The sequence below is a fragment of the Streptomyces sp. NPDC127084 genome (assembly GCF_042724175.1).
GTDB lineage: Bacteria > Actinomycetota > Actinomycetes > Streptomycetales > Streptomycetaceae > Streptomyces.
The window spans coordinates 24,441-31,765 of the sequence record NZ_JBHXFA010000007.1 but is presented as its reverse complement, the minus strand read 5'-3'; the positions used below and the strand labels follow the sequence as shown (position 1 = coordinate 31,765).

General features: G+C 69.2%; 6 protein-coding genes and 1 tRNA gene. 6 read left to right on the top strand and 1 reads right to left on the bottom strand.

Going from position 1 to position 7,325, the window contains the following annotated elements; genetic code table 11:
• Nucleotides 1–193 precede the first annotated feature (193 nt).
• From ACFWI9_RS03310 to ACFWI9_RS03295, 4 genes are all read left to right on the top strand, one after another.
• Nucleotides 194–1,399, top strand: coding sequence for a DNA polymerase III subunit delta' (locus ACFWI9_RS03310; protein WP_387158755.1), 1,206 nt, complete (start codon nt 194–196; stop codon nt 1,397–1,399).
• A gap of 147 nt (nt 1,400–1,546) precedes the next feature.
• Nucleotides 1,547–3,034 carry an alpha/beta hydrolase gene (locus tag ACFWI9_RS03305; RefSeq protein ID WP_387158828.1) on the top strand — a complete coding sequence of 496 codons (1,488 nt, stop codon included), beginning with the start codon at nt 1,547–1,549 and terminating at the stop codon, nt 3,032–3,034.
• A 98-nt stretch (nt 3,035–3,132) separates the two neighbouring features.
• Nucleotides 3,133–3,209, top strand: a tRNA-Thr gene (locus ACFWI9_RS03300).
• A 742-nt stretch (nt 3,210–3,951) separates the two neighbouring features.
• On the top strand, nt 3,952–4,500 hold the full coding sequence (locus tag ACFWI9_RS03295) for a hypothetical protein (RefSeq protein ID WP_387158753.1): 549 nt from the start codon (nt 3,952–3,954) through the stop codon (nt 4,498–4,500).
• Between the two features lie 495 nt (nt 4,501–4,995).
• Here ACFWI9_RS03295 and ACFWI9_RS03290 read toward each other — a convergent pair whose 3' ends face one another.
• Complete coding sequence (locus ACFWI9_RS03290) at nt 4,996–5,160, bottom strand: hypothetical protein (protein ID WP_387158751.1); 165 nt, start codon at nt 5,158–5,160, stop codon at nt 4,996–4,998.
• A gap of 124 nt (nt 5,161–5,284) precedes the next feature.
• Between ACFWI9_RS03290 and ACFWI9_RS03285 the strand changes: the two genes are divergently transcribed.
• On the top strand, nt 5,285–6,064 hold the full coding sequence (locus ACFWI9_RS03285; RefSeq protein ID WP_387158750.1) for a HEAT repeat domain-containing protein: 780 nt from the start codon (nt 5,285–5,287) through the stop codon (nt 6,062–6,064).
• Nucleotides 6,058–7,107 carry a MerR family transcriptional regulator gene (locus ACFWI9_RS03280; RefSeq protein ID WP_387158749.1) on the top strand — a complete coding sequence of 350 codons (1,050 nt, stop codon included), beginning with the start codon at nt 6,058–6,060 and terminating at the stop codon, nt 7,105–7,107. Before ACFWI9_RS03285 ends, ACFWI9_RS03280 begins: the two co-directional genes overlap by 7 nt.
• Nucleotides 7,108–7,325: the final 218 nt, after the last annotated feature.

Sequence of the window (7,325 nt, the reverse complement as noted above, 5' to 3'; positions counted from 1 at the left end):
GGGGGCGCCGGCGGGGGGGCGCCCTCCGGCCGCCGGGGGGGGGGGGGGGGGGGGGGCCCCCCCCCCCCCGGGGGGGCCGCCCCGACTCCCGCCGGGGGAGTTATCCACAGACCTACGTGGCTGTCCGACCCCCGCCCCACAATGGGAACCCAAAGCAAGCACGGGAAGGGCCCGGAAAGGCGGTGACGGCCGCATGACCGTATGGGACGACCTGGTCGGCCAAGAGCGAGTCCAGGAGCAGCTGGCGGCGGCGGCCAGAGACGCCGATGCCGTCGTCACGGCGCACGCGGCGGGTGAAGCCCCGCCCGAGGTGTCCAAGATGACGCATGCCTGGCTGTTCACCGGCCCGCCGGGCGCGGGCCGCGACACCGCCGCACGGGCCTTCGCAGCCGCTCTCCAGTGCACCAGTCCGGACCGTGCGCTGGGCGGGGCACCGGGGTGCGGATTCTGCGACGGCTGCCACACCAGCCTGGTCGGCACACATGCGGACGTCGAGGTGGTCCGCACCGATCTGCTCTCCATCGGTGTGAAGGAGACCAGGGACCTGGTGCGCCGGGCCCAGTTGTCGCCCGCGGTCGGCCGCTGGCAGGTCATCGTGCTGGAGGACGCCGACCGTCTCACCGAGGGCGCGGGCAATGTGCTGCTGAAAGCCGTCGAGGAGCCCGCCCCTCGCACGGTATGGCTGCTGTGCGCGCCGTCCGTGGAAGACGTGCTGCCGACGATCCGTTCCCGCTGCCGCCATCTCACGCTGCGCACCCCGTCCGTCGCTGCGGTGGCGGACGTCCTGATGCGACGGGACGGCATCGACCCCGAGGCGGCCGCCGCTTCCGCCCGTGCCACCCAGGGGCACATCGACCGGGCACGCCGGCTCGCCACCGACGAGCGCGCCCGCGCCCGCCGGGCCGTCGTCCTCAAGGTGCCGCTGCGCGTCGAGGACATCGGTGGCTGCCTCAAGGCCGCCCAGGAGCTGGTGGACTCGGCGGCTGAGGACGCCAAGCAGCTCGCGGAAGAGGTCGACGTCAAGGAGACGGAGGACCTCAAGGCGGCACTGGGCGCGGCGGCGGGCGGGCGTATGCCGCGCGGCACGGCAGGCGCGATGAAGGAGCTCGAGGACCGGCAGAAGCGCCGCAGGACCCGCACCCAGCGCGACAGCCTCGATCTCGCTCTCACCGACCTGACCGGCTTCTACCGCGATGTGCTCGTCATCCAACTCGGCTCCGGGCTCCCGCTCGCGAACGACGACGTGCGGGACGCGCTCGACCGGGTCGCACAGAGTTCCGGCCCGGAGCGGACCCTGCGCCGGATAGAGGCGGTCCTCGCCTGCCGCGAGGCGCTGGACGCGAATGTGGCGCCACTGCTGGCTGTGGAGGCGATGACAGTGGCCCTCCGCGCAGGCTGAGGCGCCACAATCACCCAAACGGGGGGCAACGGGTACGAACCCCCGGTTGGCGGCTAGGCTCCCAGAATGGACATCAGGCATCGCGCCCGCCTCCGCATCCCCGGCATCCCCGGCCTCCCATTGCTCGCCTGCGCCGCGGCAGTCGGGATGCTGCTCTCGGGTTGCACCGGCAGCGTCCTCCCCGCGGGGACGTCCGAGAGGTCCGGGAGTCCGGCGGCCGCCCCGGCGGCCGCCCTCGAGCCGTACTACGGTCAGCGGCTCAGCTGGAGGGAGTGCGGTGTCCCGCGTTTCGAATGCGCCACGCTGAAGGCCCCACTGGACTACGCCGACCCGGGCGGGAAGTCCGTCAAGCTCGCGGTGGCCCGGGTGAAGGCCACCGGACCGGGCAAGCGGATCGGGTCGCTGTTGGTCAACCCGGGCGGGCCAGGCGGATCGGCCGTCGACTACCTCCAGGGGTACGCCGGCATCGGCTACCCCGCCCCGGTGCGCGCCCGCTACGACATCGTGGCCATCGATCCCCGAGGCGTCGCCCGCAGCTCACCCGTCGAGTGCCTCGACGACAAGCAGATGGACGTCTATACGCAGACCGACCAGACCCCCGACGACCAGACCGAGATCGCCACCCTGCGCACCCAGTACGAGCGCTTCGCGGCCGGCTGCCAGAAGCGGTCCGCTGCGGTGCTACCGCATGTCTCGACCGTCGAGGCGGCCCGTGACATGGACATCCTGCGCGCCGTGCTCGGCGACGAGAAGCTGTCCTACGTAGGCGCTTCGTACGGCACGTTCCTCGGCGCGACCTATGCCGAGCTCTTCCCGAAGCGGGTCGGGCGCCTGGTCCTGGACGGCGCGATGGACCCCTCGCTCTCCGCCCGAGAGCTGAACCGCGACCAGACCGCTGGATTCGAGACCGCCTTCCAGTCCTTCGCCGCGGACTGCGTAAAGCACTCCGACTGCCCCCTCGGCACCGCATCCGCCAAGGATGCCGCGGGCAACCTCAAGGGCTTCTTCACCAAGGTCGACACCGAGCCGCTGCCGACCGGCGACAGCCGCAAACTCACCGAGTCCCTGGCCACTACCGGCGTGATCGCCGCCATGTACGACGAAGCCGCCTGGCCCCAGCTCCGCGCCGCCCTCCGCCAGGCGGTCAACGGCGACGGCGCCGGCCTGCTGGCCCTGGCCGACTCCTACTACGAACGCGACCTCGACGGCAGCTACGCCAACCTGATGTACGCCAACGCGGCCGTGAACTGCCTCGACTCACCCCCCGCCTTCGCTTCCCCATCCGACGTCACAGCGGCGGTCGCCGACTTCGAGACCGCCTCCCCGGTCTTCGGCAGGGGCTTCGCATGGGCCTCCCTCAACTGCGCCTACTGGCCGACCCAAGCCACCGGCACCCCCCACCGCATCGACGCCAAGGGCGCCGCCCCCATCCTGGTCGTCGGCACCACCCGCGACCCTGCCACCCCCTACAAGTGGGCCAAGGCCCTCGCGAGCCAGCTCTCCTCAGGAAGGCTCCTCACCTACGACGGCGACGGCCACACTGCCTACGGCCGCGGCAGCGACTGTGTCGACACCGCCGTCAACACCTACCTACTCGAAGGCACCCCATCCCCGGCGGACAAGCGCTGCCAGTGATCACCGGTTCTGGTCAGGGGCACCCTGATTAACCCTGTAGACTTAGCGCCGCTGCTGATGCCAACCTGCTCCTGAGGGAACAGGCCTTTCGGCAGCTTGCCGCCTTAGCTCAGTTGGCCAGAGCAACGCACTCGTAATGCGTAGGTCTCGGGTTCGAATCCCGAAGGCGGCTCCACTCAAACCCCAGGTCGGATTCAATCTGACCTGGGGTTTTTCTTTCAGGTGGATGCGGCGACGGCGTCGAGGGTGGACCGCGTGCCTGTCAGCGGTCTCAGATCTGGTCCCAGTCGCGATTCAGAAAGGCGCCGAAGCGCTTCCGGTCCTGGCGGGGGTGTAGAGGTAGAGGCACATGGCTTACGGAGGGTTGGCCGCCAGTCGGCAGGCACCATTCGCGGCGCCCCCTGGCACGCCGGCTGCGGTCAGGCCAGCCACGCAGCCCTGCAGGTCACCGTGCACTCCTTGGGTACACGCCGTTGTGACGGCGCCCGAAACTGCGACGCCCGATTGCTGGACCATGTTCGTGCACGCCGGAATATCCGCTTGAGCGCTGGGAGCGGCGAAGGTCACGCCGCCGAGTACGAAGGTCAGTCCGGTGAGGACACCGGCGAAACGGGCCGACATACGCATGGACGGCACCTGGCTCTCCGGGAGTGGTCGGGACAGCGGATTCGACGGGCCCGACTCCCCGTGCCCGTCGGTTTGACAGGATCGCCCCTCCTCCATCCGACGCTAGAGCAGCCCGTCGAGGCGCGCACGTCGGCTTGGGGGCGGGGACGGTCCTCCCTTGCCATGGCCGAGAACTGGGCGGCCACGGGCTGCGTCACGGTTGGGATGGTCCTGCGGTCGGCCGGCTCATATGCATGGGCTTCCCGATGGTGAGTTGAGGGCATTCATGGGTCTAGAAATCACTCAAGGGGATGACGGTGCTTCTAGATCAACTGCCCGCGCTGATAGGGGTTGTCGTCGGCTCGGTGGCGTCCTACGCGACGCAGAACCTCACTGAGCGTCGTAAGTGGAAAAGACAACGCGACGAGAGATGGGATGAGAAGCGCTTTGAGACGTATGCCCGCTACGGCAACGTATTGAAGGCGCAACTTCGTATTGCTCAGCGCATCGGTGCAGGTCTTGGGTTCTCGGATGTGGTCGATCCGCTGGAACCGGCGGAGGGCTTGCCGCTGCTCGCCGAAGCGGAGTCCCTTCGCGGGGCTGAATGGGAGGCCGTGCTGTTAGTCGGAGACGCCGCAACGATCGCAGCGGCCCGCCGATGGCACGAAACGGTGTGGGGCATCGAACTGCTTGTTCGAGAAGGGCACGTAGAGGCCGAAGTGTGGACCAAGGCTCACCGGTTGGCCAGCGCGGCACGTGACGGCTTCTACCAGAACGCACGACGGGACCTCGGCATCGGGGGAGAGTCGCCCCCTTCCGGAGAGTGGCCGCGTGATTGGCGAGCCGAGCTTTCCGGCTGAGTTGCCTCAGGGCTACCAGCTGCCTGTACGCCATGCGTGTCGCCGGCCGCTGTCCGGGGCGCGTACGTCGAGTGATCCGCCCTCGCCAGTGACCTTGCCGGAGCCGGGTCGAGCGCAGGTCACAGAAGACTGCCCGGTAAGCGCCGGTCGTGGTGTTCCTCCTTCCCCTATGGCGATCACGGGACTTGGCCGGTTAGGCTGATAACTCCTCTATCTGTTCGGAGAGTTACTCCGGGCCGTAGCTGCGGGAGCGAGCGCAAGAACACGAGCAGCTACGGAGTCGACGGCGCTCACTGCTCGGAGAGTTGCTCCGAGGACCGCGCTGCGTGGGGTTATGAGCGATCCATTCGGGGGGCGCCGCAGCGGGTAGGGATGAGTCCTGACGCTGGGTCTCAGCAGGCCATCGGAAAGGTGGTCGAGCTGAGGCTTTCCCGCCGACGGTCGATCACCCACAGTGAAAGGGTGTCGACCGGTGCGGTCCTCGAATTTCGCCGTTCAGATGTTGTTGATCATCTTGGCGTTCGTTTCTTCTCTGCTCGTCGCCGTCGTGGCCGGGATGCTCTCACATGCCACCGGGACCACCCTGCCTGGTGCCGTGCTGTACGGCGGCGGAGCCTTCATCCTGTGGATGACCTTGTCCACTACGGTCTTAGCGGCCATGGGGCTCCTGGGCGGCGTTCGCGATGGAACAGATCGACGGCAGTGATACCGGCGCGTCCAGCCGCGGCCCCATCGCAAGCCAGCTCCCGCTTGACCCTGACACGTTGTCAAGGTTTCCACTGGGGTGCAGGAGGTGGTCCCGATCAACGTGATCAACGGAACCGCGCATCACGCCCGCGGAGTCAGTGCTCTGGGCGCCGAGGACCCGTCTTCGCGGCTTCAGGCGGCCCTGGCGCTCGGCTCCAACCCCGATCCCGGGTATCTGGAGACGCTCGTCGAGCGGTGCGCGGTCGAGCCGGACTTCTTCGTACGGGACATGCTGTCCTGGGCGCTTACTCGCCTCTCGCCGGAGATCGCGCTGCCCCGGATCCGCCGGGAGCTCGAGTCCGAGTGCGCTCAGGCCCGCAGTCAGGCGCTGCACACGCTCTCCAAGATCGGCGACAAGAACGTGTGGGTCTGGATCACCCGCGACTTGCTGCGGGACACAGACGACGAGGTCGCGCGGACCGCGTGGCGCGTCGCGGTCGCGCTTGTGCCCGAGGATCAGAAGAAGGACTTGGGCGATGAGCTGGTCTCGCAACTCGGCCGCGGCGACGGCGGTGTGCGGCTGAGCCTGAGCCGGGCCTTCGCCGACCTCGGCGACGTGATCAGTCCCGCCCTGGAGAAGGCGGCGGCGAGCCCCGACCCGGCGGTGGCCGCGCACGCCCGTGCCACCGAGCTGCTCCGGCAGAATCCGGAGACCGGTTTCGACGCGGCTGTCGAAGAGGCGAAGCGCATCGTCACACTGGACCCGGAACGAGCCGCCGCCGTCGGCGGCGGGACTTCGGAGGCGACCGAGAAGACGATGACTGGGACGACTGAGCCTGCTGAGGCCGCGAACGCCGAGGAGGCGGCGGATTGCTGATCGGGGATGTGGCCCGCCACTCAGGGGTGAGCACCCGGATGCTCCGGCACTACGACGCACTCGGGTTGGTGCGCCCGACCGGTCGTACCGCCGGGGGCTACCGTGAGTACACCGCCGAGGACGTGCGCAGGATCTTCCACGTGGAGAGCCTGCGGTCTCTCGGGCTCTCGCTCAAGCAGGTGGGGCGAGTGCTGGAGGACCCGGCGTCGACGCCGTCCGCCGTGGTCGGTGATCTCATCCGGTGGACGGAGGAACGGCTGGCGCGGGAACAGGAGCTGCTTGCGCGGCTACGCGTGATCGACGCGTCGGCGCCCGCCGCCTGGCAGGGCGTCCTGCGTATGGTCGAACTCATGCAGGGGCTCGACTCGAATAGCTCCGCGCGCAGGCATCAGGCTGTCCTGAACGCTCGGTCGGAGGGCGTGTCGATTCCCGCCGGGCTGCTGGCTGACGCTGTCCTGGCGGAATCCGACCCCAACGTCGCGGGCGCCCTCCGTTGGGCGCTCGCCCGATCGGGCGGGGACAGTGTGGCGACCCTGGCCGCCGGCGTGCACTCGGGGGACGTGGACATCCGACGGCGCGCGGTGCTGGCGATCACTGAGATGCCCGAGGGCTCGGATACGACCGCGGTGCTAGCGGAGGCGCTCGCGGACTCGGACACGACCGTGCGCAGGCATGCCGCTCTGGAGTTGGGCAGGCGTGGCATGACCGCAGCCGTGCCGGTACTCGTCGGCATGGTGGTCGAGGGCTCCCATGACGTCGATGCGGCGGAGGTGCTGGGAGCGCTGTCCCGGGACCATGGATGCGCGGGCCTGATCACGACCGCGCTGGCCGCCGAACTCGCCTCGCCCACTGCGGACTCCGCGATGCGGATACGCCTGGCCCAGGCCCTGTTCGAGCTTTCGGGGACGGCAGCGCGGGAGGCCCTGCGCCAACTGGCCCATGACGACGCCCGCGATGTCGCCCTCGTCGCCTCGGCCTTCGTCGGAGTTCTCGAAGCGCGGTCCCACGAGGGCCCAGGTGATGGGAGTCCTGAAAGCGCCTGACCGGTGGCGCTCGGAGGCCTTCCGGAGCCGGCCCGCCCGTCGGACCTGGACTCCTAGGGTTCCACCAGATCCATCCGACCATGGACGAGAACGGCGTCCTCCACTACGAGCAGGAGCAGCAGCCACCGGCGTGATCGGCGAAGCCGGCAGCCGATGAACCAGTGCGCTGATGAGATCGCCGTCCGAGGGTCGCGTATGTGGAACCCCTGCCGTACGGC